This window comes from Pseudobacillus badius, from assembly GCF_002189605.1.
In the GTDB taxonomy this organism is placed as follows: domain Bacteria; phylum Bacillota; class Bacilli; order Bacillales; family Domibacillaceae; genus Pseudobacillus; species Pseudobacillus badius.
The window spans coordinates 213,270-237,905 of record NZ_MWMM01000002.1; the positions used below are offsets into that span (position 1 = coordinate 213,270).

Annotated in this window: 26 protein-coding genes; all 26 read right to left on the reverse strand. The window is 45.0% G+C overall.

Annotated elements, in window-relative coordinates; genetic code table 11:
- Nucleotides 1–30 precede the first annotated feature (30 nt).
- The 26 genes from aroA to sleB all read right to left on the reverse strand — a co-directional run bounded on the left by aroA (nucleotide 31) and on the right by sleB (nucleotide 24,458).
- A complete protein-coding gene (gene aroA / locus B1A98_RS04110; RefSeq protein ID WP_063385658.1) occupies nucleotides 31–1,329 on the reverse strand; it encodes a 3-phosphoshikimate 1-carboxyvinyltransferase in 1,299 nt (432 codons plus the stop codon).
- On the reverse strand, nucleotides 1,326–2,429 hold the full coding sequence (locus B1A98_RS04115) for a prephenate dehydrogenase (RefSeq protein ID WP_063385657.1): 1,104 nt from the start codon (nucleotides 2,427–2,429) through the stop codon (nucleotides 1,326–1,328). The genes aroA and B1A98_RS04115 overlap by 4 nt, the downstream gene beginning before the upstream one ends.
- Before the next feature lie 13 nt (nucleotides 2,430–2,442).
- A complete protein-coding gene (gene hisC / locus B1A98_RS04120; RefSeq protein WP_063385859.1) occupies nucleotides 2,443–3,543 on the reverse strand; it encodes a histidinol-phosphate transaminase in 1,101 nt (366 codons plus the stop codon).
- A 24-nt stretch (nucleotides 3,544–3,567) separates the two neighbouring features.
- Nucleotides 3,568–3,957: a chorismate mutase gene (gene aroH / locus B1A98_RS04125; RefSeq protein ID WP_041096948.1), complete on the reverse strand. Its 390-nt coding sequence runs from the start codon at nucleotides 3,955–3,957 to the stop codon at nucleotides 3,568–3,570.
- Nucleotides 3,954–5,042 carry a 3-dehydroquinate synthase gene (gene aroB / locus B1A98_RS04130; RefSeq protein ID WP_063385656.1) on the reverse strand — a complete coding sequence of 363 codons (1,089 nt, stop codon included), beginning with the start codon at nucleotides 5,040–5,042 and terminating at the stop codon, nucleotides 3,954–3,956. The genes aroH and aroB overlap by 4 nt, the downstream gene beginning before the upstream one ends.
- Nucleotides 5,043–5,044: 2 nt before the next feature.
- Nucleotides 5,045–6,217, reverse strand: coding sequence for a chorismate synthase (gene aroC, locus B1A98_RS04135; protein ID WP_041096952.1), 1,173 nt, complete (start codon nucleotides 6,215–6,217; stop codon nucleotides 5,045–5,047).
- A 200-nt stretch (nucleotides 6,218–6,417) separates the two neighbouring features.
- Nucleotides 6,418–7,191 (reverse strand): CheR family methyltransferase, encoded by a 774-nt coding sequence (locus B1A98_RS04140; protein WP_063385655.1) that lies wholly within the window; start codon nucleotides 7,189–7,191, stop codon nucleotides 6,418–6,420.
- Between the two features lie 710 nt (nucleotides 7,192–7,901).
- The gene (gene ndk, locus B1A98_RS04145) at nucleotides 7,902–8,348 is read right to left on the reverse strand and encodes a nucleoside-diphosphate kinase (RefSeq protein ID WP_063385654.1); all 447 of its coding nucleotides are present in this window, start codon (nucleotides 8,346–8,348) and stop codon (nucleotides 7,902–7,904) included.
- A 97-nt stretch (nucleotides 8,349–8,445) separates the two neighbouring features.
- The gene (gene hepT, locus B1A98_RS04150; protein ID WP_041096958.1) at nucleotides 8,446–9,408 is read right to left on the reverse strand and encodes a heptaprenyl diphosphate synthase component II; all 963 of its coding nucleotides are present in this window, start codon (nucleotides 9,406–9,408) and stop codon (nucleotides 8,446–8,448) included.
- A gap of 18 nt (nucleotides 9,409–9,426) precedes the next feature.
- Nucleotides 9,427–10,134: a demethylmenaquinone methyltransferase gene (locus tag B1A98_RS04155; protein WP_063385653.1), complete on the reverse strand. Its 708-nt coding sequence runs from the start codon at nucleotides 10,132–10,134 to the stop codon at nucleotides 9,427–9,429.
- A gap of 3 nt (nucleotides 10,135–10,137) precedes the next feature.
- The gene (locus B1A98_RS04160; RefSeq protein WP_063385652.1) at nucleotides 10,138–10,938 is read right to left on the reverse strand and encodes a heptaprenyl diphosphate synthase component 1; all 801 of its coding nucleotides are present in this window, start codon (nucleotides 10,936–10,938) and stop codon (nucleotides 10,138–10,140) included.
- Between the two features lie 12 nt (nucleotides 10,939–10,950).
- Nucleotides 10,951–11,178, reverse strand: coding sequence for a trp RNA-binding attenuation protein MtrB (mtrB, locus tag B1A98_RS04165; protein ID WP_041096964.1), 228 nt, complete (start codon nucleotides 11,176–11,178; stop codon nucleotides 10,951–10,953).
- Nucleotides 11,179–11,200: 22 nt separating this feature from the next.
- A complete protein-coding gene (gene folE / locus B1A98_RS04170; protein ID WP_041096966.1) occupies nucleotides 11,201–11,767 on the reverse strand; it encodes a GTP cyclohydrolase I FolE in 567 nt (188 codons plus the stop codon).
- A 207-nt stretch (nucleotides 11,768–11,974) separates the two neighbouring features.
- Nucleotides 11,975–12,247: an HU family DNA-binding protein gene (locus tag B1A98_RS04175; RefSeq protein ID WP_041096968.1), complete on the reverse strand. Its 273-nt coding sequence runs from the start codon at nucleotides 12,245–12,247 to the stop codon at nucleotides 11,975–11,977.
- Nucleotides 12,248–12,516: 269 nt separating this feature from the next.
- Nucleotides 12,517–13,995: a stage IV sporulation protein A gene (spoIVA, locus tag B1A98_RS04180; RefSeq protein ID WP_041096971.1), complete on the reverse strand. Its 1,479-nt coding sequence runs from the start codon at nucleotides 13,993–13,995 to the stop codon at nucleotides 12,517–12,519.
- Between the two features lie 146 nt (nucleotides 13,996–14,141).
- A complete protein-coding gene (locus B1A98_RS04185) occupies nucleotides 14,142–14,849 on the reverse strand; it encodes a hypothetical protein (protein ID WP_063385651.1) in 708 nt (235 codons plus the stop codon).
- Nucleotides 14,850–14,872: 23 nt separating this feature from the next.
- Nucleotides 14,873–15,070, reverse strand: coding sequence for a DUF2768 domain-containing protein (locus B1A98_RS04190; RefSeq protein ID WP_041096975.1), 198 nt, complete (start codon nucleotides 15,068–15,070; stop codon nucleotides 14,873–14,875).
- Nucleotides 15,071–15,298: 228 nt separating this feature from the next.
- Nucleotides 15,299–16,348: an NAD(P)H-dependent glycerol-3-phosphate dehydrogenase gene (locus B1A98_RS04195; protein ID WP_063385650.1), complete on the reverse strand. Its 1,050-nt coding sequence runs from the start codon at nucleotides 16,346–16,348 to the stop codon at nucleotides 15,299–15,301.
- Between the two features lie 20 nt (nucleotides 16,349–16,368).
- The gene (gene der, locus B1A98_RS04200) at nucleotides 16,369–17,679 is read right to left on the reverse strand and encodes a ribosome biogenesis GTPase Der (protein ID WP_063385858.1); all 1,311 of its coding nucleotides are present in this window, start codon (nucleotides 17,677–17,679) and stop codon (nucleotides 16,369–16,371) included.
- A gap of 166 nt (nucleotides 17,680–17,845) precedes the next feature.
- Nucleotides 17,846–18,895: a type 2 isopentenyl-diphosphate Delta-isomerase gene (fni, locus tag B1A98_RS04205; protein WP_063385649.1), complete on the reverse strand. Its 1,050-nt coding sequence runs from the start codon at nucleotides 18,893–18,895 to the stop codon at nucleotides 17,846–17,848.
- A 126-nt stretch (nucleotides 18,896–19,021) separates the two neighbouring features.
- On the reverse strand, nucleotides 19,022–20,170 hold the full coding sequence (gene rpsA, locus B1A98_RS04210) for a 30S ribosomal protein S1 (RefSeq protein ID WP_063385648.1): 1,149 nt from the start codon (nucleotides 20,168–20,170) through the stop codon (nucleotides 19,022–19,024).
- 100 nt (nucleotides 20,171–20,270) lie between these two features.
- Entirely contained in the window at nucleotides 20,271–20,855 is a 585-nt protein-coding gene (locus tag B1A98_RS04215; RefSeq protein ID WP_041096983.1) for a lysophospholipid acyltransferase family protein, read from the reverse strand.
- Entirely contained in the window at nucleotides 20,849–21,529 is a 681-nt protein-coding gene (cmk, locus tag B1A98_RS04220) for a (d)CMP kinase (RefSeq protein WP_063385647.1), read from the reverse strand. The genes B1A98_RS04215 and cmk overlap by 7 nt, the downstream gene beginning before the upstream one ends.
- A 93-nt stretch (nucleotides 21,530–21,622) precedes the next feature.
- Nucleotides 21,623–22,279 carry a flagellar brake protein gene (locus tag B1A98_RS04225; protein ID WP_063385646.1) on the reverse strand — a complete coding sequence of 219 codons (657 nt, stop codon included), beginning with the start codon at nucleotides 22,277–22,279 and terminating at the stop codon, nucleotides 21,623–21,625.
- Between the two features lie 111 nt (nucleotides 22,280–22,390).
- A complete protein-coding gene (gene ypeB, locus B1A98_RS04230; RefSeq protein ID WP_063385645.1) occupies nucleotides 22,391–23,740 on the reverse strand; it encodes a germination protein YpeB in 1,350 nt (449 codons plus the stop codon).
- A gap of 16 nt (nucleotides 23,741–23,756) precedes the next feature.
- Nucleotides 23,757–24,458: a spore cortex-lytic enzyme gene (gene sleB, locus B1A98_RS04235; RefSeq protein WP_231557156.1), complete on the reverse strand. Its 702-nt coding sequence runs from the start codon at nucleotides 24,456–24,458 to the stop codon at nucleotides 23,757–23,759.
- Nucleotides 24,459–24,636: the final 178 nt, after the last annotated feature.

Genomic DNA, 24,636 nt, shown 5'->3' on the forward strand with positions numbered 1-24,636 from the left:
GAATTCGCCTTACATTTTTACAAAGCCTGACTATTTGCTAGTCAATTGAGCCATATCTTCAAAGAAGGAAGGATAGGAAACAGCGATGGCTTCATCGTTCTCAAGCTCTACTGTTCCTTCAGCAACAAGGGAGGCAACAGCGAGCATCATGCCGATGCGATGATCTCCATGGGAGGAAACACGAGCACCGGTTAATGGGTTCTTGCCGTAAATAATCATTCCGTCATCGGTTGCTTTAATATCTGCTCCCAGCTTCTTTAGCTCATTAACTACCGTATCAATCCGGTTCGTTTCTTTTACCTTTAGTTCTTCAGCATCCTTGATAACCGTTTTCCCCTCTGCCTGCGTGGCAAGCAGGGCGATCACCGGAATTTCATCAATTAGTTTTGGAATTAAATCGCCGCCAATTTCAATGCCTTTTAAGCTGGAGCTGCGGATTGTAATAGTTCCCATTTCCTCTCCAGCCGTATTTGCTTCTTCCACCTTGATATCGGCCCCCATTTGCACAAGCACATCGATAATTCCCGTTCTTGTTGGGTTTAAGCCGACATTCTCAAGGATCACTTCACTGCCGGGAACGAAAGCGCCGGCGACGAGGAAGAAGGCTGCCGATGAAATATCACCAGGCACATATATATCCGTTCCTGTAAAAGACTGACCGCCTCTTATGACGATATCATTGCCGCGCCTTGTAATGTCCCCTCCGAACTGCTTAATCATTTTTTCTGTATGATCACGGGTAAGCTGAGGCTCCGTAATAATCGTTTCTCCTTCTGCCTGCAAAGCGGCAAACAAGATCGCAGATTTCACCTGGGCGCTTGCTACCGGCAATTCGTAGTTAATCGGGCGCAAGCTGGAGCCAGCCACAGCGAGAGGGGTGAAACGGCCGTTGCTTCTGCCGTTAATCTTAGCCCCCATCTCCGTTAAAGGAACCACCACCCGGTCCATCGGCCGTCTGGCGATCGATTCGTCGCCAATCAGCACAGAGTGAAAAGGCCGGCCGGAAAGAATGCCTAATAGCAGCCTTGTTGTGGTGCCGGAATTTCCGGCATCAAGAATTTCGGAAGGTTCAGTTAAACCGCCCCATCCCTTCCCATGAACAATGATTTCTTCCTCTGTTTCTTCAATGTCCACACCGAGCTTGCGAAAGCAATCAATGGTCCGCAAGCAATCTTCCCCTTTCAGGAAGTGCCTTATCGTCGTCCTGCCTTCTGCTAAGGCGCCAAACATGACAGACCGATGGGAAATGGACTTATCTCCCGGTACTTCCACCCGCCCATTCAGCGGGGAATTTGTCAGCTTTAGTTCCTTCATCGAATCACCCTTCATGCCAAAAATAAGTCGTAGTTTGTGTGTTTTTCAATGCATTGCCGAGCCTGTTTCCGGTCTTTTTCATTTTGAAAGCTAATTACAAGCACTCCGTACACATCTTCTCTCGTTTCCATAATCCTAATATTGGTGATGCTGATTCTTTCCTCTGCTAAGTAGCCGGTGATTTCTGAAATAACCCCCGGATAATCCGGAACATCTACATACAAATCATAAAAGGATGGAATAGCTCCCATTGATTTTGCCGGAAGCTCGTCTCTAAACTCTTTCGCTCCATGAAAATAGTCAAAGAGGAGCGGAGCGCTTTCTTCTTGCAAAATATCTATGACTCTTTCCATCTCTGCTTTCCATTCATGCAAAAGGGTCAGCAGCACATCTTTATTATGTAGTGAAATGTCCTTCCACATCTCCGGACTGGAGGAGGCAATTCTCGTTAAATCTCTGAAGCCGCCGGCAGCAAGGCGGGAAACCAGCGAATTGCTGTTGTTATATTTACGAGCCTGATGGACAAGAGAGGCTGCGATGACATGCGGGAAGTGGCTGACAACTCCGGTCAGATGATCATGATCCTCTGCAGGAACTTCAAGAATCTTCGCTTTCGTTCCTTGCAGCCATTTTTTCAGGACAGCTACTTCTTTTTCGTTCGCCCCTTCACCAGGGGTTAATAAATAAAAGGCGTTCTCAAATAAAAGTTCCTTCGAAGCCGCCACGCCGCTCTTGTGCGAGCCAGCCATCGGATGGCCGCCAATAAAAGTAATTTGATGCTCTTCTAAAACCCGGGCGCAATCCATGATTCTTTTCTTTGTGCTGCCGGTATCGGTAATAATAACGCCGTCTTTTAAACGGTATTGAGTTAACTCTCTGATCAGCTTTTCTGTTTGCAAAACCGGTACAGCCAAAATAATCAAGTCCGCCTGCTCAGCACCCTCTTGGAAGGTGCCTGCTTTTTTATCAATGATATTTAACGCCTCTGCAAGGCCTACTTCATTTGCTCGGATGTCATATCCGAGGATTTCTGCCTGGGGGTGGGCTGCTTTGATCGCCTTCGCGAGCGATCCGCCAATCAAGCCCAACCCGGCAATAAATACAGTTCCCCTCATTCTCTACCAGCACCTACTGTCTAATCGCTTTTTCTGCTATGAAACTCTTCATAGCCTGAATAACTCCTTCATTTTGCTCTTGTGAACCGACCGTTACCCGCACAGCGCCCGGGCAGCCAAGAGCATTTCCTGAACGAACGATATAGCCTTTTTCCATTAAATATTGAAACAACTCGTCACTGTCACAATTGAAATTAATTAAAATAAAGTTCCCTTCTGAAGGGTAATAGTCCAGCTTTTCGCTTTCACAGAATTGATAAAACTGCTGAAGGCCCTTTTTATTCTCTTCCCGGCATTTCTTGATGAATTCTTGGTCAGAAAGAGCCGCTAACGCCGCACCTTCTCCTAATGTATTGATATTAAACGGTTCACGGACAGGTTCTAAGGCACGGATGACCTCTTCGGAGCCGAATCCATAACCGACCCGGAAGCTGGCAAGGCCGTAAACTTTAGAAAAAGTTCTTAAAACGAGCACATTTGGATATTGCTTGGCAATGTCCAATGCATTGTAATAGTCTTCAGCCGTTACGTATTCAAAATAGGCTTCATCTAGAACGACAAGCACATCATTCGGCACTTTATTTAAAAATTGCACGAGTTGATCATTGTTAATGTAGACACCCGTTGGATTATTTGGACTGCACAGCCAAACAACTGCCGTTTGCGCATCGATCGCCGCATACATCGCCTCTAAATCATGAGCACCGTCTACAAGAGGTATTTCTCGTATTTCCGCTCCCTCCACTGTTGCGTTGTGACGATACTGAGGGAAAGTCGGGGTCGCCATTACTGTGTTTTTTCCTGGTTCGAGCATCGCCCGGGAAATAATTAAAATAAGCTCATCAGACCCATTGCCGAAAATCAGCTGTTTTTCATCTACTTTGAGAAATTCACTGAGAGCTAAACGGAGAGCTGTTGTATAACCGTCCGGATAAAGAGCATACGATGCCCCGTAAGATTGCACCCACTCTTTTGCTTTATTGGATGAACCGAAAGGATTTTCGTTTGAAGCAAGCTTAACAATTTTCTCAAGACCATACTCTTTTTTCACATCTTCGATTGACCGTCCAGGCTGATAAGCTTTTAAATTGGTAATTTGTTGTTTCCATTTCATCTTCATCACAACCCCTTCTTTTGGTTACTTGCTCAACTGGCCGCATTGGCTTGACTTTTGCAAATCAGGCCTCAGCTTGACAGCTTTCTCTAAATAAATATGTTTCACTTCCTGCTGTGCTGCTTTCGTATTCACATGCATCATCACCCTGATGCACTGTGTCAGACTCCCCGGCACGGGAATTTCATTCATGCACATCACTGGCACATACTCCCAGCCCGGCAGCCGTCTAAGCGCTTTAGCCGGAAAAGCGGCATTAATATCGTCTGTTACCGAAATAAAAACCGAGCAAACATCCTCAGGCTGCAAATTATTTTGCTGGACCATCTCTCTCAAAAGCACTTCCGTACAATCAATCATTTCTTTTTCTGTATTTTGTTTAACCGTCGTCGCTCCTCTGATGCCTCTGATCATACAGCAGCCTCCTCTCTTATAAAGCGATCGGCCTCCTCAAGTTCCATCCGGCTCATTTGCTTGATAACCGGCCGGCCTACTTCTTCAAGCAGAACAAAGCGGATGCTCTCACCGATGGTTTTTTTGTCTCTGGCCATCAACGCATATAGTTCGTCAAACAGCAGCTCCTTATTCAAATCCAGCGGATAGCCGAGCTGCTTCAGCCAAGTTATAAATCCCTTGAGATTAAATGCTAACCCTGCTTTTCTTTCGCTTATATGCAAAGCAAAGACCATGCCCGCTGCCACAGCCTCTCCGTGTGTAACCTTTCCATAACCGAGCTTAGCCTCCAGAGCGTGTCCATATGTATGGCCAAAATTTAAATAGGCTCTGATCCCTTGTTCCTTTACATCCTGGCGAACAATTTCCCCTTTAATTTGAATTCCTTTTTCCAAGCAGTAAGAAAGAAAATCTGCTGATAAATCTTCAAAGCTGCTTACATTCGTCTGAAGTTCCTTTAAAAAGGCAGAATCAGCAATCAATGCATGCTTAATTACCTCGGCAAAGCCAGAACGTACTTGCTGTTGCGGCAATGTTCGCAAAAAGCGGGTATCAAACACCACTGCTGCCGGCTGGTGAAAATGGCCGATCATGTTCTTGCCAAGCGGATGATTAATAGCCGTTTTTCCGCCAACAGCACTGTCATGCGCCAAAATAGTTGTGGGAATTTGAATAAACGGAATCCCGCGCATGTAACTCGCGGCCACATAGCCGGCTAAGTCGCCCGCGGCGCCGCCGCCAAATGCCAGAATGCAAGATTTGCGATCCAGTCCTTTTTCAAGAGCAAACGTTAAGCACTTCTCAAATGAAGCAAACGTTTTGGCCTTTTCACCGCTTGAAACTGTCAGCCATTCATAGGGCAGCTGAGGCAAAGCCTGTTTCAATGTGTCCCCGTGAAGAGAGGCAACCAGTTCATCCGCAATGATGAGGAGCTTCGTTGTCCCCTTTAAAGAATCGCTAAACAAATGAGCGAGCTTGTCTAAAGCCCCTTCTCCTACATACACAGGATACGATTGGCCTGGTGTTTCAATTATCAACTCTCTCATCATTAGAACTCCTTCGCGTAACGGCGGAATTCTTCTAATGACGCAGATAAAGCCTCCATCCGGTCACTGTAAAACTGATCAACAATGGCGGCGGCCAGTTCCCAAGCTACAACTGCTTCAGCTACAACTGCAGCTGCCGGCACCGCGCAGCTATCTGAACGCTCAATGCTCGCTGTAAAAGGCTCTTTCGTATCGATATCTACGCTTTCAAGCGGCTTATAAAGCGTAGGGATCGGCTTCATGACTCCACGGACAACGATAGGCATGCCTGTTGTCATTCCACCTTCGAAGCCGCCCAGCCGATTGGTTTTCCGGTAGTATCCTCTCTCTTCGCTCCAAGCGATTTCATCATGGACTTCGCTGCCAAAGCGCTCAGCCGCTTCAAAGCCAATGCCAATTTCTACTCCTTTAAATGCATTAATGCTCATTACTGCTGCCGCTACCTTTGCATCCAGCTTTCTATCCCAATGAACATAACTTCCTATTCCTGCTGGCATGCCCTCAGCGATGACTTCAACGACGCCGCCAATTGAATCGCCATTTGCTTTCGCATCATCAATAGCCTGCATCATTTTCTTTTCTGCTTCCGGATCAAGGCAGCGGACTGGCGACTTTTCGCTCAATTCCTGCAGCTGCTGTAAATGTTCCACTGCTGTCTGTTCAGCTTTGATGCCGCCAATTTCAATTACATGCGAGGCGATCTCAATTCCAAGCAGTCTTAACAATTGTTTTGCAACCGCGCCAGCGGCTACACGAACAGTTGTTTCACGGGCTGAAGAGCGTTCTAGCACATTTCTCATATCCCGATGGCCATATTTCATGCCGCCGTTTAAATCCGCATGCCCTGGACGCGGACGGGTAATTTGGCGCTTAACTTCCTCTCCTTCAGAATCGTCAAGCGGTTCGCTGCCCATAATTTTTGTCCAATGCTTCCAATCGTCATTTTCGACAACGAGAGTAACAGGCGAGCCAAGCGTAGAACCATGGCGGACGCCGCTTTTGATCTGTGCCTGATCTTTTTCGATTTGCATTCTGCGACCCCGTCCGTGGCCTTTTTGTCTGCGGCTCAGCTCTTTGTTGATGTCTTCAGCCACAAGCGGCATGCCCGCCGGCAGCCCTTCAATAATAGTTGTTAATTGTGGTCCATGCGATTCTCCTGCTGTTAAATATCTCATTATACTTTCTCCCTTCAACTCGTTAAAGCGGTTATGTACTACTATAACATATTTTTTTGAATTTGCTGCACTTCTTAAGTATGTTTTTTGAGAATTTTACCACAATCGCCGTCAAATTTGTCATAATTCTTTAGATTTTTCGAAATCTTGCTGATTATAAAGAAAAAGGCCTTCTTTTTGAAAGCCCTTTATTTCTGTGTTCAGTTGGTTTTTCGGTAAAAAAAGGTGTCTTCTGCTTCAAAGCCGTATTCTGCGGGATTAAAGATTTGTTCGGTGCTGCCAACAAACAAAACACCGCCTCTTCTTAAAGCAGCGCTAAATTTTTTGTACAGCTGATCTTTTGCTTCCTCGGTAAAGTAAATCATGACATTGCGGCAAATAATTAAATCAAAGCCTGAGTCAAACCGATCCGCCAGTAAATCCTGCTTTCTGAATGTGACGGTTCTCTTCACTTCTTCGCTGACTGTATAGAAATCTCCTTCTTTTGTGAAAAATTGACGTTTTTTCTCTGATGGAACTTCGGCCAATGAGCGCTCAGAATATACGCCGCGCTTTGCCTTCTGAATGGCATTGGCATCCAGATCCGTCGCTACAATAGAAATTTGCGACAGCGGCAAATAACTGGAAAGAACCATGGCTGTTGTATACGGCTCTTCTCCTGTTGAGCAGGCAGCACTCCAAATTTTCAGCCGTTTGTTTTCCGAAAGCAGCCGCGGGAAAATTTTCTTTTCCAGCGCTTCCCATCTTTTGGCGTTCCGGTAAAATTCCGATACATTGATCGTCATTCTATCTAAAAACTCGTTAAGAAGGTTGGCATCCGCATTCATTAAATCAAAAAAGTCCTTAAAAGAACGGCAGCCTTTTTTTTCATACAGCGATGTGAGGCGCCGCTTCATTTGTGCCTCTTTGTATTTACTAAGATCAATGCCTGTTTTTCTTTTAATATTGACAATAAACTGCTCATAATCACCCATATGTTTATCCCCCTACTTACTGAATCCAGTCTAATTAGCCGATAGGCATTTGTTACCACTCTATAAATCCTATTATAACGAAGAGGCTGATGCAGCGGGGAAAACTTTTTTAGAAAATTAAAGAACAATTAGAAAAACTGCTAGTTCAGACTGGAGACAAACTCAATGAAAATTGAAGTTTGTCTCCAGTCTTTTTATTTGCTTGTGAATGGGGGCTGTTGATTTCCATTCCAGGCGCTTCACTTTCCGCGGGGCGGGCAATGAGCCTCCTCGCCGCAAAAGCGCCTGCGGGGTCTCATCTATCCCGCTGATCCCGCAGGAGTCTGCGCACCTTCCATTCCAATCAACAGAGGTTGCAAAGGTCGGGCAGCCGTACAAAATGCTTGAGGTGAGGAAGAGTCTTTCGAAACACGATTCCATCCAACGGACCAAATAGATCGGATCGCTCTAGAACAGCTTGTGCCAGAAAATCATCTGGTTCGTCAAGTGGCAGCAATGATGGATATCTCTTTTATTGATGACTTGGCAGAAGAGTTGTAGTCGGAAGCGGGCCGCCCAAGCATTGATCCAGTGAGGTTAATTAAACGGACATTCCTTCCGAACCCCTTTTGCCGGCAAACTAAAAGCTGCTGTCCGAGGACAGCAGCTTTTCTTCATTATCTAGGTGCAAAGCCCAGCCCCTAAAGGCCAAACAGACACTTTTGTTTTTATTAGTAAACCCACTCGTTGATTTGTTTGTTGTAAGTTGTTAGCTCTTCTTCTTTGAAGAAGATCGCGATTTCTCTTTCTGCACTCTCAGGAGAGTCAGAGCCATGAATGATGTTTTTGCCGACAGTTACGCCGAAGTCGCCGCGAATTGTGCCAGGCGCTGCATCTTTAGGGTTTGTTGCTCCCATCATTTGGCGGGCTGTAGCGATCACATTTTCGCCTTCCCATACCATAGCAAATACAGGGCTGGAAGTGATGAAGTCTACTAACTCCCCAAAGAAAGGGCGCTCCTTGTGCTCTGCGTAATGCTGTTCAGCTGTTTCTTTGGAAACGCTCATCAGTTTAGCGCCAACTAATTGAAAACCTTTCTTTTCAAAACGGGCAACGATTTCGCCGATTAGGCCTCTTTGCACACCGTCAGGTTTAACCATTAAATATGTTTTTTCCATTGTAGTCACTCCTATGATATGTATTAAATTTTTTAATAACAATCCTTAAAAATAGTACCATTGATTGGACAAGTTGACAACGTTTCCACTAAAAAAACTAATATTTTCGTTTGCCGATGAATCTGGCAATATCCCGAAGTGATTTTTTCGTGCGATTAGCCGGCAGATCATCCAGTATATCCAATGCCCGGCTTAAATAACGCTGACTGAGTGCATGTGAACGGTCGATCGCATCACTTTGCTTGATCCAGCCGATAATTTCATCTATATCCGCTTTAACCGTATCTTTATTCACTCGGATGATCTTTTCACGCATCTCTTCATTCTCCAACGCATACAGAACAGGCAGCGTCACATTCCCTTGCCAAAGATCGCTCCCCGCTGGTTTGCCTAGCTCTTCTTCTGTAGCTGTCAGATCAAGTATATCGTCCGTGATTTGAAAAGCCATGCCGACGTTGTAGCCGAATTGAAACAGCTTTTCATGAACGGCTTTCGGGACATTGGCAGAGATGGCACCTATTTGACAGCTCGCGGCAATCAGGATCGCTGTCTTGCGTTTAATTCTCCGCAAGTAGTCCCGCAAATTTTGATCGAAGCAATATTTGTCTTTAATTTGATTAATTTCACCAATGCATAGCTCCACCATCGTATTCGACAAAATCTGGTGAGCCTCGACACTCTCGATGTCTGTCATATACTCAAGTGCCCTGGCAAAAATATAGTCGCCCGTGTACATCGCCACCCGGTTATCCCATTCTGCTTTAACCGTCGGCTGGCCGCGCCGGAGTTCCGCATTGTCAATTACATCATCATGAACAAGTGAAGCCATGTGAATTAACTCGAGGGCCACCGCTATATTCTTTACCCGCTCAATGTTGTATTCGCCAAATTTAGCAGCAAGCAGGACAAAAATCGGCCGAATCCGTTTCCCGCCTGCCTGCAGCAAATGAAGCGATGCATCCCGCAATGAAGGAGAAGCAGAGGAGATCGCCCGTTCTAATTCTTTTTCGATTAAGTCAATATCCGCTTTTAGAAACGAATACAGCATAGTTAACTTCATGTTTTCCACCCAGCTTATTTACTTTTGTTTAAAACCAATATGGGTTGCTGCTACACCGCCGGTATGCGATATATAGCTGACATCGACAAACCCTGCCTGTTCAAACATTTGCTTTAATTCTTTCATTCCGGGGAAATCGCGGGCAGATTCCTGAAGCCAGGAATATTCTTTATAGCTTTTCGCAAACAATTTTCCAAACAGCGGCATGATAAAACGAAAATATAAGAAATATAGTTGCCGGAAGCCGAGCATGGTCGGCTGGGAAGTTTCCAGGCACACAGCCATCCCTCCCGGTTTCAACACACGATGCATTTCCTGAAGTACCTGCATGTAATCCGGAACGTTGCGAAGCCCGAAACCAATGGTCACATAGTCAAACGTATGATCATCGAATGGAAGTTCCATGGCATTTCCCTGGATCATCTTCACCTGTTCTAAATCAGCTTCCTCTATTTTCTGTTTGCCAACATTCAGCATATTTTGACTGAAATCGAGTCCGACTACTCGTCCTTCCGGCCCGACAGCCTCGGCCAGAGCGATCGTCCAGTCCCCTGTTCCGCAGCATACATCCAAGGCGGAAGCCTTCTCAGGGACATTCATTTTTTTCATCGTGCTCGTTCTCCAGCGCTTATGCTGTTGAAAGCTGATTAAAGAATTCATATGATCGTAATTAGAGGAAATTTTTTCGAACACGCCATGGACTTTTTCTTCTTTCGTTTGTTGCATTCTTTAACCTTCTTCCGCATATGTTATGTTTCTAAAGACCTCATTATACAGCCTGCCATATAACTGCTCCCCGAAATGAGCAGGACTCCGGTAGTCTAACATCTTCTCTGCTTCTTCTTTGGCTTGATCGATATACCGGTCGTACACTTGCACAATTCTCGAACTGTTATCCAGCAATAAAGCAGGATCTCCTTGCCGGTGCACTAAGCTTGCGATCGCTTGAGCAGTCAAGGCGTGTCCACTCTCGAGAAAGCTCTGCTTTTCCCGCAGCAGGCGTTTGGCAAAAAGCAAACGGGAAACAAGCGGGAAAGCCGATTGAAAACGGAAAGCTGTGTAAAAGCGTTCGACAATTTCCGTTTCAATTTTACAGACGCTGGCCATTAATGACTCTATAGATTGGTGCTCCTGCTGATAAAGGACAATTTTATTTTCATTAATGCTTTTCACCGCATCGGAGAGCGCCCGAATCATTCGAATATCCTTTAATTCCGCCAGGATTTGATAATATAGTCCGCTAAAATAATCACCGGCAAGCACAGTCAGCTGTTGATCAATTGCAATCTCATTCGATGAAGCCGTTACTTTTTCATGGGTATCAAGGGCGATTTGAATTAAGGTGGCTGTTGTAATATATTTTACCGTTTCGTTCAACGACAGCTGTTCTTTCGTAAAAGGCAGCATTAAAGCGAGCAGCCGCACCTCATCTATCTCCGGCTTTTCAATAAACTTTCTTAAATACGGATAAGAAAGTCGCTGCTGCACTTCTTTTTTGATCATTGTTTTTTTTTCAAGCCATTCATTCATCTCGTATACCCCTTACGCTTCATTTCCGCTTTCCATTTCACCGAAACTTGTAACAATTTTAGCGCGGCCGCGAATTTTAATGGCCGAAGTATGCTCCGTGAATTGAGCGATCATGACTTCTCCTTTATCCAGCTTTTCCGAATGGTGAAAGCGGGTATCGGATCCTCTTGTTAAACCAATCACATTCACTCCGTCTTCAACTGCACGGATCATAATAAAGTCATTCTGATTATTCTTCATTCGACCCTCAACCTCTCTTCCGTCAGCCTTTAATTAAATTTAATAGCTCTGAGCGTGAATGAACATCGTTAGCAAACTTGCCGCGCGCCGCCGTTGTCACCGTTTTAGCCCCTGGCTTTTTCACTCCGCGCATAGCCATGCACATATGTTCTGCTTCCACCACTACCATTACACCATGCGGCTGGAGCTTTTCCATGATGGCATCGGCCACCTCAGCCGTAATCCGTTCCTGCAATTGAGGACGTCTGGCTACTGTCTCCACTGCTCTTGCCAATTTACTTAGTCCTGTTACTTTGCCATTCTTCGGAAGATATGCCACATGGGCATGCCCAAAGAAAGGAACTAGATGATGTTCACACAAAGAGTAAAAAGGAATGTCTTTCACCAACACGAGTTCTTCGTAATCTTCTCCAAAAATCGTTTCAAAATACTCTCTTGGATCTTTATTTAAACCGGAGAAAACTTCTTCATACATCTTAGCTACCCGCTTAGGTGTATCAATTAATCCTTCACGGTTTGGATCTTCTCCGACTGCCTCCAAAATCATACGAACTGCTTCTTCAATTTGAGCACGATTCACTTCAGCCATCCTCTACAATCCTCTCTATCCATCGTAAAATTAAAACACTCACTAAATAGTAGCATAACTGAACGAAAAGCGGAAGCGCCTGTTCAGCATGACGGCAGATTTACGCTTCCTTTTCTGAATCTGTCAAGAAACATCCGCCGACTCAAGCCTCGCCATATAAAAAAGAGAGGCCAAAAAGGCCTCTCTTGTAGCCGTTAGGCTATGTAGTTATTTAACCGCATCTTTCAAAGCTTTCCCTGGTTTAAATGCAGGTACTTTGCTCGCTGCGATTTCGATTTCTGCTCCAGTTTGCGGGTTACGCCCTTTGCGTGCAGAACGCTCACGTACTTCAAAGTTTCCGAAACCAATCAGTTGAACTTTGTCTCCGCTTGCTAATGAGTTTTGGATGGCATCAAAGACGGCTTCAACCGCTTTAGTAGCATCTTTTTTGGATAATTCTGCTGTTTCTGCAACTTGATTAATTAAATCTGTTTTGTTCATGCCATTCACCTCCTCCCAAAGGGGGTTTCAACGAAAGTCTGTATCATCTACCATTACTTTCATTCCTGAGCTTTTTTCTCATTTTTTATACATAGAAAATGAGAAAAGCTTTTAAATCAATGTTTTCACACATTAATTCTGTTAAAAGATTATCACATAAGAAATGCCATATCAAGCAGAATCCCTTAATAATTCTCATTCTTTCTAGGTTTGGGGCAAAAAAACAAAAAAGACTCCCCTGCCATTAAAGGAAGTCCGCAAATAAATACTTATAAAATAATGGCAATCATGCCACCTGATCCTTCGTTGATAATTCTCTCTAATGTTTCTTTCAGCTTATATCTTGCATTTTCCGGCATAAGCGAAAGTTTGCCCTGAATCCCCTCTCTTACAATAGAGCTCAAGTTCCGTCCGAAGATATCGGAATTCCAGATCGACAGCGGATCTTCTTCAAAGTCCTGCATTAAGTAGCGAACAAGCTCCTCGCTTTGCTTTTCTGTTCCGATGATTGGAGCAAATTCAGATTCTACATCCACTTTAATCATATGGATAGACGGAGCGACCGCTTTTAATCTTACTCCAAAGCGTGAGCCTTGCCTGATGATTTCCGGCTCATCCAGGCTCATATCTGTCAGCGATGGGGCTGCCACGCCGTATCCTGTCTGTTTCACCATGCGCAAGGCGTCGGCAATTTGGTCATATTCCGTTTTAGCATTGGCAAATTCCTGCATTAATTCCAGCAGGTGGTCCTTTCCGCGGATTTCCACCCCAACAATCTCCTTCAACACCCGGTCATACAGCTCATCCGGGGCGAACAAATCGATTTCTGCCACACCTTGCCCCATATCCATTCCTGCCAAGCCGGCATTCTCAATAAATTCATATTGATCAAACTGTCCGATCACCCGGTCAACATCCCGAAGGCGTTTAATATCCTGCACGGTTTCTTTAATAGCCTCTTGATAATGGCCGCGCAGCCAGTGATTTTCTTTCAGCACCATGACCCATCCCGGCAGGTTCACGTTCACCTCATGCACCGGAAATTCAAATAAAGCTTCACGCAGGACACTCATAACATCTGTTTCTCTCATACTCTCAACTGACATGGCAACTACTGGAATATCATATTTCTCAGCAAGGCTTTCTCGAAGACTCTCTGTCTCGGCATGATGAGGACGCGCCGAGTTCACAATCATAATGAACGGTTTCCCGACTTCTTTCAATTCCTCTACAAGCCGCTCTTCCGCTTCTAAATAATTAGCTCTTGGAATTTCCCCAACCGTTCCGTCAGTCGTGATCAACACGCCGATGGTGGAATGTTCCTGAATCACTTTGCGCGTCCCGATTTCCGCCGCTTCATGAAAAGGAATCGGTTCTTCAAACCAAGGCGTATGAATCATTCGCGGTCCATTCTCATCTTCATACCCTTTAGCGCCCTCAATGACATAACCAACGCAATCAACAAGCCTCACATTTACTGAAAGTCCTTCATCCACATTTATAGAAATGGCCTGATTGGGCACAAACTTAGGCTCAGTTGTCATAATTTGTTTGCCTGCTGCGCTCTGCGGCAATTCATCAAGCGCTCTCGCTTTTTCCGCTTCGTTGTCTATATTAGGAAGAACTAGCAGTTCCATAAATTTTTTTATGAACGTGGATTTCCCCGTACGGACCGCCCCGACAACTCCTAAATAGATATCTCCACCCGTCCGTTCAGCTATATCTTTAAAAATATCTGCTTTTTCCAAGAAATTCCCTCCCGACTTTATTGTTTGCTTTTTTTATTAGCGGTATCGTTCCTACAGTAAATTGTATGATGTTGTCCTGCTTTTATATGACTGAAAAATATTCCTACAAAATAAAAGAAGCCATCCAATAAATGGACGGCTTCTCTTTACTTAACCATAAAAATCGGTTCATTTTTGTCATTTACCGTATACGGAAGGGAAAATCCAGGGGCAAACGGCGAATCCTCCAAGAGCAATGTCCGGATATCTTCCCCTTGCTTTGCCTCTGCTTTGGATTTTTTAAGCGCTGCATATAAATCGCTGCTGTAATCTACATAAATCCGGCCATCACCTGAGATGACAAGCGGCAAATTTTGCTGGGTATACGGGCTGACAACATAAGGCTCTTCTTTAAAGCCAATCTTTTTGAAATCTAATGAAAATACATTATTGGCGATTTTATCTTTAAAAGGGGGATACCCTTGCGACTGAATGCGCAATTGAACGTCTCTGATTTGCTCAGCCATGCGCAAATCAATTAGTTTGACCGTTGGATTTTTTTCAACATTCACGAGCGTATATTGGAAAACGCCTCCTGACTCAAAGGCATTCCCCGGAGGTTCAGCCATATACTGCGGTGCAATCTTCTTAAAATCTATTGGATACTTTTCATAAAGCGGGGTATCCGCCTCTTTTGTTTTAATCGGCAAGATTCCGCCATTTGCCTCTTTGAATTGATCAACTGCCGATTGAACCGTCCGAATTTGATCCTCATAAGGCACCTTATTTTCTGCGCGCTGGTCATCCGGGAACATACAGCCGCTCATAAAAGCAGATACAAGGGTGACGATAAGCACAATTGCTAGTTTCTTCATTCGCTGACTCTCTCCTTCAATCTTCAAGCTGGACCGCTGAATACAATATACACCATAATCAATCCGCCAATAATCATACAAGCATAAGCTATAAGAGCAGAGATGGCTTTCAAAAAACCATTTTTTAATTTATAACGGCTTACATAGATGGCAAAAACCGATAGGATCATTAAACCCATTCCTATAAAAGAGATCCACATATTCATCATGGATGCTGACATCTTCTATTGCCCCTTTCCTTGATCGATCATTCTACCTTGGAAGCTCCCGCCGAAGCCTCTCTTCTTTTCGTCATGATTATAACATAACATGGACCATCCAGCCGCACAAAAAGAGCCAAAGCAGCAAAAGCTGCTTTAGCTGTAACGGCCGCCAATTTATTAAGTGCTGGCTTATTCATTTCATTATATGACTGCAGTCTAAACGGTGATTATACAAACGCCCGTTAGCTAGTTCTCTTGATTGCGGTCAATGATGTCAACCAAACTTTCCATTTCATTGGTTTTCATCCGGGCCATTAACTCGTCCACCGCTGTTTTAGGATCTTTCCCTTCAAATAAAACTTGATACAGGGCTTCGGTGAGAGGCATCTCCACTCCATATTTCAGCGAAAGCTGCCGGGCAGCTCTTGTGGTTCGCACACCTTCTACCACCATTCCCATATTGTCAAGAACGTCTTGAAGCTTCTGCCCTTTTCCTAGCATATTCCCAGCACGCCAATTCCGTGAGTGGACGCTTGTACATGTCACAATTAAATCGCCGATCCCCGTCAGGCCGGAGAAAGTAAGCGGATCAGCACCCATTTTAGTGCCAAGCCGAGCAATTTCCGCCAGTCCCCTCGTAATTAAAGCTGCCTTTGCATTATCCCCATATCCAAGACCATCAGAAATACCGGCTCCGAGGGCAATAATATTCTTCAATGCCCCTCCAATTTCAACGCCGATCACATCCGGGTTGGTATACACACGAAAATGCTGATTCATAAAAATGTCCTGAACTTTTTCCGCAGCATCAATATTATCTGAAGACACGGTTACCGTCGTCGGATGGCGCAAGCTGACTTCTTCGGCATGGCTCGGGCCCGAAAGTACGACGATGTCCTTGCAGAGCTCCTCCGGCAGTTCTTCTCTGATCATTTCTGATATCCGCATCAGTGTGTCCGGTTCGATTCCTTTGCTTACATGAACAGCTGTAAACGGCTCTTTCCGGACGCTTTTGATTAACTGAAGCACTTCACGGATCGCTTTCGTGGGAACAGCGAGCACCACTATATCCGTCCCTCTTAATGCCGTTTCTATTGAGCTTGAAGCCCGTATAGTTTCAGGCAGCTGAATCTCCGGCAAGTACTGCAGATTCGTATGCTTTTCGTTGATTTCTTCTACACGGCTTTCGTTTTTTGTCCACAGGCAAACCTCATGGCCATTATCAGCAAGGACAATAGCAAGTGCAGTTCCCCAGCTGCCTGCGCCAAGCATTGCAATGTTCTCTTTATTTCTCATGAATATTCACCAGCTTTTCTTTATTTTCGGGCCCGTGAAAGGATACGTATCGGCGTTCCTTCAAAATCGAACGCTTCACGAATGCGATTTTCCAAAAAGCGCTCATAAGAGAAGTGCATCAATTCTGGTTCATTCACAAAGACAACAAAGGTCGGCGGCTTGACCGCTACCTGGGTTGCATAATAAATTCTCAAGCGCTTGCCTTTATCCGTAGGTGTCGGGTTCATGGCTACCGCATCCATGATCACATCATTCAAGACGCTCGATTGAACGCGCATGCTGTGATTCTCGCTGACCTGGTTAATCACTGGAAGGAGCGTATGTACCCGCTTCTTCGTTTTAGCTGAAAGAAAGACGATTGGCGCATAACTAAGGAATAAGAAATGGCTTCTGATTTTTTCCTCAAATTCCTTCATTGTTTTTTCGTCTTTTTCAATCGCGTCCCATTTATTGACGACAATAATCACAGCCCGTCCAGCTTCATGGGCGTAGCCGGCAATGTGTTTATCCTGTTCCCGAATGCCTTCTTCGGCATTTAATACAACAAGAACCACGTCTGAACGTTCAATGGCACGAAGCGCACGAAGCACACTGTATTTCTCCGTCGTTTCGTAGACTTTTCCTTTTTTGCGCATACCGGCCGTGTCAATAATGACATATTCCTGGTCTTCATACTCATAAGGCGAGTCAATGGCATCCCTTGTCGTCCCTGCAATATCGCTGACAATGACCCGGTCTTCCCCGAGCAAAGCATTTACCAGGGAGGATTTCCCGACATTTGGACGGCCGATCAAGGAAAACTTAATGACATCCTCATCGTATTCTTCTGATTCGGCATCCGGAAAATGACCGACTACAGCGTCAAGCATATCTCCAAGCCCGATCCCATGCGCACCGGAAATCGGAAACGGCTCGCCAAAGCCCAGGGCGTAAAAATCATAAATTTGGCTTTTCATTTCGGGATTATCCACTTTATTAACGGCTAATACTACGGGTTTCTTCGAGCGGTATAGTATTTTCGCCACTTCCTCATCCGCTGTTGTGACTCCTTCGCGGCCGCTCGTTAAAAAAACAATGACATCTGCTTCGTCAATAGCAATTTCTGCTTGCTGGCGAATTTGCTCTAGAAACGGTTCGTCTCCAAGGTCAATTCCGCCAGTGTCAATAATATTAAATTCATTATTGAGCCATTCACCTGTACTATATATGCGATCTCTCGTAACCCCTGGAACATCTTCAACAATTGAAATTCTTTCACCGACAATCCGGTTAAAAATGGTTGATTTTCCGACGTTCGGACGGCCGACAATCGCGACAACTGGTTTCACCATTTGGTTCACCCTTTCCATGCATACATTCTCTCTGTTTTAGCTTCTCCATCCGTACAAATAAAACCCTTCTAGCAGGAGAAGGGCTTTTCTGAACTCGTTCATTTTATCAATATTCCAGATGGCAAGCAACTATAATCCTGTGTTTTTGAAAATAACCGCTGCTTTTCTATCTTTGGCTAAAGGCTGCCGGCTCATATCCGCGAACATGCAGACGGTGAAAAGTCTCTCCCTTAATAATAAGAGGAGCTTGTCGCAAATCCGTCACGCTCCTTGCGCCAACCGCACACATAATCAGCTTGAGGTCATTATGTACAGCAAACAATTCATCTCTTAAAGCTTCTGGCCCTTCGTCCATCAACACCTTGAGAAAGGTACCGGCCATTCCGGCCGCGGCCGCTCCAAGGGCGAGCGACTTGGCGGCATCCAAGCTGTGTTGAAGTCCGCCGGAGGCAATTACATCCGGCCCGCCGTCCACTGCGGCGCACTCTATAATAGCTGCAGCAGTCGGAATCCCCCAGTGACTAAAATAGTCCAGCTTATTTGCCCGGCGCTTGTTTTCCACAGCAGCAAAATTAGTGCCGCCGAATCCGCTCACGTCCATTGCAGCAACGGGCAACTTTGCGAGCTTTTCTGCCGCTTCTCTTCCTAAGCCAAAGCCGGTTTCTTTCACAAACACGGGTACAGGCAGCATCTCGGCAATCCGTTCAATTCGTTCAAGCGCCCCTTTAAAGCTCCTGTCCCCTTCCGGCATAGTTAATTCCTGAATAACATTTAAATGGATTTGCAGCGCATCAGCTTCAATCATGTGCACCGCTGCCTCCGCTTGTTCCACCGTTGCTTCGCTGCCAAGATTGGCAAAAATGATTCCTTCCTTATACAGCTTGCGAACGATTACAAACGACTGTCTTTCCTCGGGGTTTTTCAAAGCGGACATTTGAGAACCGACCGCCATCGCTACTCCTGCCTCTCTTGCCGCCACAGCCAGCTGACCATTGATCCTCTCCGTGTCTTTTCCCCCGCCGCCCGTCATTGCATTGATAAAAATCGGCGAACCTAATGAAAGTCCGCCAATTTTTGTTTGAATCGATACTTCTTCTAGCGATGTGTCCGGAAGACTCTGATGGACAAATTCGATATCATCAAAGCCGGTCCGCCTGCTTTGGCCGGTTGAAAGCGCATACTTAATATGATCCCGTTTTCTTTGTGCCCTCGTCACTATTCATCACCGTTTTCTTATACTATAGGTTCAAAAAGCAGAAGAACGGATCTATTTAAACAGATCCGAACTTAGCTTCTTCTATATTGACCCTGTTAAAAAGAGCAGACTGCCTATATGCTCTTCTTATTCGCCCCGTTTTAACCCTTTCAGCTTATCGCCAATCATTTCACCAAGCTGAAAGCCGGTATTTTCTTCAGGCATGCTGTAAGATTCGTTTTCTTCTGCCGCCGGCTCTTCGTCAAATGGCTTCATTGTCAATGAAAGACGGTTTTCTTCCTCATTAACATCAAGCACTTTCACCTTTACTTCCTCGCCTTCTTTCAGAACCTCATGAGGAGTACCGATGTGCCGGTTAGAAATTTGCGAGATGTGAACTAGCCCTTCTACTCCAGGGAAAACTTCCACGAATGCTCCGTAAGATACAAGACGTTTCACTGTGCCTGTTAATTCAGCGCCCACTGGAGCTTTCTCAGCAATATCTGCCCAAGGTCCCGGAAGCGTCTCTTTAATGGACAAGGAAATTCTTTCACTGTCACGGTCTACAGATAAGACTTTCACTTTGACTTCCTGGCCTTCCTGGATTACGTCAGACGGCTTTTCTACATGCTCATGTGACAATTGAGAAATGTGAACAAGCCCATCTACGCCGCCAATGTCAACGAACGCGCCAAAATCAGTAAGGCGTTGAACTTTCCCTTCAAGAACGTCGCCTGCTTGAATTTCGGAAAGGACTTTCTTTTTGTTTTCTGACTTTTGCAGGTCAATTACAGCACGGTGAGACAAAATTAAGCGGTTTTTCTCCTGATCAAGCTCAACAATCTTAAAGTTCATTGTTTTTCCTTTGTAATCCTCAAAATCCTCTACGTAATGATCTTCAACTAAAGAGGCAGGGATGAAGCCGCGAATCCCGAGATCAACCACAAGACCGCCTTTTACCACTTCTTTGACTTCCGCTTCAAATACATCTCCGTTTTCGAAGCGTTTTTGCATTTCTTCCCATGCCTTTTCGGCATCTGCTTTTCGCTTGGAAAGAACATAGAGGTCATCCTCTTCCTTTGTTACTTGGAGCTCAAGCTTGTCGCCTTCTTTTACTACGTCAGTAGCTTTTTCAACATGAAGGCTGGACAGTTCGCTGATTGGGATGATACCGTCTTTTTTGCTTCCTTCAATTTCGACCTGAACTTGTTTTTCTTCCACCTTTACTACAGTTGCTTGCACTTTATCGCCCACTGCGTAATTGTTCACTTCTACTTGATTCATGTCCTCTGTCATATGTACTCCTCCTTAATACAGAACTGCTTTACATTTATTTGATAAAATATTCTTTCTACTAACTTCTAACAATTGCCGACATTTGTCAAGCAGTATGCTTTTAATAGGCTTCCTCTTTTAGACGGCGGATATGAGACATAATAACGGCGGTTGTTTCTTCGGCGCTTGCTTTGCGGCTGCGCAATTCCTCCATATCAATCGGAGGACCGTAAATCACTTTCACCTTGCGGAACATTTTATAAGGACCAATGATGGCGCACGGCACCACCTGCGCATCTGTGCGCAAAGCAAAAAAGCCTGCTCCTGCCATCCCTTCACCGATTTCCCCTGTTTTTGAACGGGTGCCCTCGGGGAAAAGCCCTAATACCTTTCCTTCTTTTAAAAACTTCAGACCCTTACGCAAAGCTTCTCGGTCACTCGCTCCTCTTTTTACGGGAAAGGCATTTAAGTTAGCTAACATTTTCCCGAAAACAGGAACTTTAAACAATTCTTCCTTTGCCATGAATAGGATAGGCCGCGGGGCTGTGATCCCTACAACCGGAGGATCGAGATTATCGATATGATTGCTGCACAAAAGTACGCCGCCTTCTTTCGGAAAATGCTCGATACCGCGAACTTCTATGCGGTAGAGAGGCATCAGCACCGATTTCACGACTGATCTGGCGATTGTATAAAATGTTACCATGCCTGTTCCCTTTCTTTCGCAATTGAGATGATTTGGTCAACTACGTCCGCAATGGACAAGGAAGTTGTATCCAGCTCTATCGCATCTTCCGCTTTTTTCAGCGGTGCAGCTTCACGCTCTGAGTCCCTTTTGTCCCGGAGAATAATCTCTTCTTTTAATTTCTCTATATCTGAGGAAAATCCTTTAGAAATATTCTCCAAATGCCTTCTTTTTGCCCGTTCTTCGACACTTGCTTTCAGAAAAATTTTTACGTCTGCATTAGGAAGAACATGAGTGCCAATATCGCGCCCATCCATGACCACTCCGCCCTTTTCAGCGAACAGCTGCTGGCGTTTCACCATCTCTTCGCGCACAGGCGCATGCTTGGCAACGAAAGAAACTGAATTTGTCACTTCGCTCGTTCTGATTTCATCTGTCACATCTTTGCCATTTATTAATACGAGTTGACCGGCTTCTCCCGGTTTTAAATCAATAACGGACTCCCGGAGCAGCTGCAGCAGCTCGTCCGCATCTTCCAAATCGGCCTGGGCTTGGAGGGCTTTATACGTTAGCGCACGGTACATAGCACCAGTATCGATGTAAATATAGGATAGTTTTTCAGCAATGATTTTCGCTACTGTGCTCTTCCCCGCAGCAGCTGGGCCATCAATGGCGATTTGCATTTGTTTTTTCATGGCGTTCACCTTCTAAACATTTTTTCTCCTTATTCTATCATAAGGAGTAAGATTATTTCTCCAAAAAAAAGCCTGCCGGCTGGCAGGAGGTCATTAAATTAATCCTTTTCTTTTCATAATCAACTGACGCTCAAAGCAGAAGCGAAGCAGGATTTGCTGCTCTGCCTCCTCAAGATTGACAAATTCCACAGAAACAAATTTACGCCCTTTATCGTCTGTGCGCACCCGGACAGCCCGCCCCATTATTTCAAAATAATGATGCTCGCCTGATTGCATCGGCAAGGAAAGATAAATCCTGCCTTGGTCTCCATGGCTCACCTCTATGCCCTCCGGTAAAGAAACGGCGATTCCGCCAGCGCTAATATCCTCTGTTGCAGCCGTAAAGGCAGCCGAGTTCTCGAAGTGAATGGCTGCATCAACCGGGATTTGCACACGGACAAATTTACGTCTCTGAATGCGGACATACTTTTCCGGTCCAGGATCGCGAAGAATTAACAGCGGAATATCCCTCTTCGTCCGTCCTGCTACTTCGGTTGTAAAGGCATAAACGGCCGAGGAATATTTCGGGTCAACAAACTCAGCCGACAGTCTCGTTCCATCCACAAAAAAAGTGGAACGGTTTGTGCTTATATTCACCGGATAATCGATGAGGATCATTCCCTCGTCAGTATCCGCCACCCGGCAGCGATATTGCTCTTCCTGTTCCTGCTCTGTAGAAAACAGCAGCAGCTGCATCCCTGTTTCAATCATCTTTATCACCCACCTAATTCCTTCCCCGATGGGTAATTACACCCATTCTTTCTTCGAATTATAGAGGGTGATTAGTGAAAAGGCAATAGAATAACGCCTGAATTGGCATTTTTATAAAAGGTTGTCATAAACTGGTTCCACTTGGCGCAGCTTTTCAACTTGCTCCTCGGTGCCGTCTTTGGCATTGATAAGAATCCGATACGTTTCTTCTCCAAGGGTGCCTAAAAACTCATAACAGAGTACTTCTTGGTTAAGCTCATTTTGAATAACCGCCAGCCTCTTCTCTTGAATGTTCACTCGCTGGTTAATAAACTCTTCCGCTTCCTTCTCGGTCAACGCCGGCTTGCTTAGCTTTCGGTTATGGTGATTTTCGAAATATTCATTTGCCGTTACCCCGATCACCTGTCCGTTATCAAGGGCTACCTTCACTTTCACTGCATCAGGATATATACGAATACCGCTCTGCTGGCCTACGAAAGCGAATACGCCAACATTATCATATTGGGTACTGTCATCTAGTACCAGCCCTTTCATTTGGTGACGATTTAGAAAAGCAACCGCCTTATCACTAGCTTCATTTAAACTAATGTTCTGCTTTCCTATTTCCCTGTCCACGATATACCAAAGCGGATAACCGCCCCTTCTTGTTATATCGATGTTCGCTTCTTCGCCATATTTATTTTTCATGTAAACACTGTAAAAAGAAAAATCCGAACCTTTTCCGCTCTTTGTTACTTTTATATCGTTCACCTGTTTCATCTGAATGTAATTTAGTGCTTTAGTCTGTGCTTCCTTTTTAGAAATCGGCGCGCCTTTATTATCTTTTAAGTAATTGGCGCTCAACTGATTGGTATTGCCTGGAAGCGGGTCCGTATTTGTTTCGCTGTAGCCCTCCGCTTTCTTCTCAACAGTTTTAAATCCGTCAATAATAGTATTGTCTTCCCCTTCTTTTTCGGTAGCTAAAGCCAGTTCAACATCCATCCATCTTAAATTATTTTTTAGTGTCATATGCTGAACTTTTCTTAATTCATTTTGAATATTGCCCGATTGCTTATATAAGCTTTTCAAGCGGGCATATTCTTTATCCGTAAGCGGCTCCTTGTCTAAGTCCCGAACAGCTGTCTTATAGCTGAACTCTCCGATACTGCCAAGCAGTTCTTCTGTTTTGTTAAACGGCAGCAGTGTTAATGGCAGCTGCCCCACATCGCTTTGTGCCTGGGAGGTCAAGCGCCATACATCCGCAAGGGCTGGCGAAAGGGACTTACGGGAATTCATTGCCAAAGTGGCTCCAATTTGATCATGGATGCGGTCTATGCCAAAGGTCAAATTATGAAAGGCACGCTGATAGTTGTTTTCCGCATTAATTAAAATTGCATTTTTTTCCTTATGCTCCTGGTAGCCCCAGAAACCAACTCCTACAGCGGCCAGCGATAATACAACAACAGCTAACGTACGCAGCATTGCAGTCCCCCCTTTTTTATTGGCAGAAAATATGCTTTCCGATTTTTTTAATTTGCGGCCTTGTCCAAATCCATGCACTTGTTGCGGTATCAGGATTGAAATAATATAAGGCATTGCTCGTTGGATCCCATCCGTTAATAGCATCCAGCACCGCTTTCTTTGCCGTTTGATTCGGTGTCAGCCAAATTTGCCCATCTGCCACAGCGGTAAAAGCTCTAGGTTCAAAAATCACTCCTGAAACTGTATTAGGAAAGCTTTGGCTTTCTACACGGTTTAAGATAACTGCCGCGACGGCTACCTGCCCTTCATACGGCTCACCGCGCGCTTCGCCGTGCACGGCATTAGCCATCAATTGAATATCATTTTGCGAAAAACCGGGCGGCACATTTTGAGCGGTCTGCTTTTTCCCAGAAGACCCTTTTCCGTAATGAGTAAAAGATCGGCCTTTGGCTATTTGTGATTTAACATAACTTTTATCATACTTCGAGGCTTTCACTAGTTTGTTCTTTGTTGTAGCTCCTACAAGGCCGTCAATCGGCAATCCAAAGGCTTCCTGAAAGTTCCGTACAGCCCAGTAAGTTCCCCAGCCATATACGCCATCAATTTTCCCTTTGTAATAGCCGATGTATTGGAGCCTTGCCTGAAGCTCTATGACATCGTCGCCAGAAGCTCCCTTTTGGATAACCTGCCCTGAAAATGCCCGCGATGTTTCCGGCATAACAAGCAGACTGCAGGTGAAGAGACTGATAGCAAACGACAGAACAAGAGCTGTTTGTTTCATATTGAGACGAATTCTCATCTTTTTTATCCTCCATCTGATAGATGATGTGTACGGATATTTTTTGCAAGGTACATATTTTTATACGGCTTTGTGAAAGAATGATGCGAATCCGCTT

Bases quoted from the DNA above. Each gene is read 5' to 3' on its own strand.
- aroA (WP_063385658.1), bottom strand. From the start codon at position 1,329: ATGAAGGGTGATTCGATGAAGGAACTAAAGCTGACAAATTCCCCGCTG.
- B1A98_RS04115 (WP_063385657.1), bottom strand. From the start codon at position 2,429: ATGAGGGGAACTGTATTTATTGCCGGGTTGGGCTTGATTGGCGGATCG.
- hisC (WP_063385859.1), bottom strand. From the start codon at position 3,543: ATGAAATGGAAACAACAAATTACCAATTTAAAAGCTTATCAGCCTGGA.
- aroH (WP_041096948.1), bottom strand. From the start codon at position 3,957: ATGATCAGAGGCATCAGAGGAGCGACGACGGTTAAACAAAATACAGAA.
- aroB (WP_063385656.1), bottom strand. From the start codon at position 5,042: ATGAGAGAGTTGATAATTGAAACACCAGGCCAATCGTATCCTGTGTAT.
- aroC (WP_041096952.1), bottom strand. From the start codon at position 6,217: ATGAGATATTTAACAGCAGGAGAATCGCATGGACCACAATTAACAACT.
- B1A98_RS04140 (WP_063385655.1), bottom strand. From the start codon at position 7,191: ATGGGTGATTATGAGCAGTTTATTGTCAATATTAAAAGAAAAACAGGC.
- ndk (WP_063385654.1), bottom strand. From the start codon at position 8,348: ATGGAAAAAACATATTTAATGGTTAAACCTGACGGTGTGCAAAGAGGC.
- hepT (WP_041096958.1), bottom strand. From the start codon at position 9,408: ATGAAGTTAACTATGCTGTATTCGTTTCTAAAAGCGGATATTGACTTA.
- B1A98_RS04155 (WP_063385653.1), bottom strand. From the start codon at position 10,134: ATGCAACAAACGAAAGAAGAAAAAGTCCATGGCGTGTTCGAAAAAATT.
- B1A98_RS04160 (WP_063385652.1), bottom strand. From the start codon at position 10,938: ATGAATGAATGGCTTGAAAAAAAAACAATGATCAAAAAAGAAGTGCAG.
- mtrB (WP_041096964.1), bottom strand. From the start codon at position 11,178: ATGAAGAATAATCAGAATGACTTTATTATGATCCGTGCAGTTGAAGAC.
- folE (WP_041096966.1), bottom strand. From the start codon at position 11,767: ATGGCTGAAGTGAATCGTGCTCAAATTGAAGAAGCAGTTCGTATGATT.
- B1A98_RS04175 (WP_041096968.1), bottom strand. From the start codon at position 12,247: ATGAACAAAACAGATTTAATTAATCAAGTTGCAGAAACAGCAGAATTA.
- B1A98_RS04185 (WP_063385651.1), bottom strand. From the start codon at position 14,849: ATGAAGAAACTAGCAATTGTGCTTATCGTCACCCTTGTATCTGCTTTT.
- B1A98_RS04190 (WP_041096975.1), bottom strand. From the start codon at position 15,070: ATGTCAGCATCCATGATGAATATGTGGATCTCTTTTATAGGAATGGGT.
- B1A98_RS04195 (WP_063385650.1), bottom strand. From the start codon at position 16,348: ATGAGAAATAAAGAGAACATTGCAATGCTTGGCGCAGGCAGCTGGGGA.
- der (WP_063385858.1), bottom strand. From the start codon at position 17,679: ATGGTGAAACCAGTTGTCGCGATTGTCGGCCGTCCGAACGTCGGAAAA.
- rpsA (WP_063385648.1), bottom strand. From the start codon at position 20,170: ATGACAGAGGACATGAATCAAGTAGAAGTGAACAATTACGCAGTGGGC.
- B1A98_RS04215 (WP_041096983.1), bottom strand. From the start codon at position 20,855: ATGGTAACATTTTATACAATCGCCAGATCAGTCGTGAAATCGGTGCTG.
- cmk (WP_063385647.1), bottom strand. From the start codon at position 21,529: ATGAAAAAACAAATGCAAATCGCCATTGATGGCCCAGCTGCTGCGGGG.
- B1A98_RS04225 (WP_063385646.1), bottom strand. From the start codon at position 22,279: ATGATTGAAACAGGGATGCAGCTGCTGCTGTTTTCTACAGAGCAGGAA.
- ypeB (WP_063385645.1), bottom strand. From the start codon at position 23,740: ATGCTGCGTACGTTAGCTGTTGTTGTATTATCGCTGGCCGCTGTAGGA.
- sleB (WP_231557156.1), bottom strand. From the start codon at position 24,458: ATGCCGGAAACATCGCGGGCATTTTCAGGGCAGGTTATCCAAAAGGGA.